This is a genomic window from Bacillus sp. mrc49 (genome assembly GCF_002803435.1).
Genome location: NZ_PHNG01000086.1, coordinates 1 through 305, shown reverse-complemented (window position 1 = coordinate 305; position 305 = coordinate 1). Strand labels below are relative to the sequence as shown.

Genomic DNA, 305 nt, shown 5'->3' with positions numbered 1-305 from the left:
GCTTCTTCTTTTTTCTTCAATAAATCCTTCGCTTTGTTCACTAAATCTTGTAAACGGTCTTTTTCCGCACCGGCTGGTAATTTATTGACTGCTGCTTCCGCTTCGTCAACCGCGGCTTGATTGGTACTTCCTTTCAATGTGTCGAACTTGTTATCCGTGAACAGGTCTTCTACTTTTTTCTTCGCATCAGCTTGCTCTTTTTCTGCTTCTTCTTTTTTCTTCAATAAATCCTTCGCTTTGTTCACTAAATCTTGTAAACGGTCTTTTTCCGCACCGGCTGGCAATTTATTGACTGCTGCTTGAGC

Annotated in this window: 1 protein-coding gene; it reads right to left on the bottom strand. The window is 41.3% G+C overall.

Translation table 11 applies throughout. The features are described from left to right. Positions 1–305, bottom strand: a 305-nt coding sequence (locus CVN76_RS00595) for a toxin Cry1Ac domain D-VI-related protein (RefSeq protein ID WP_232732032.1), incomplete at both ends; no start/stop codon positions are given.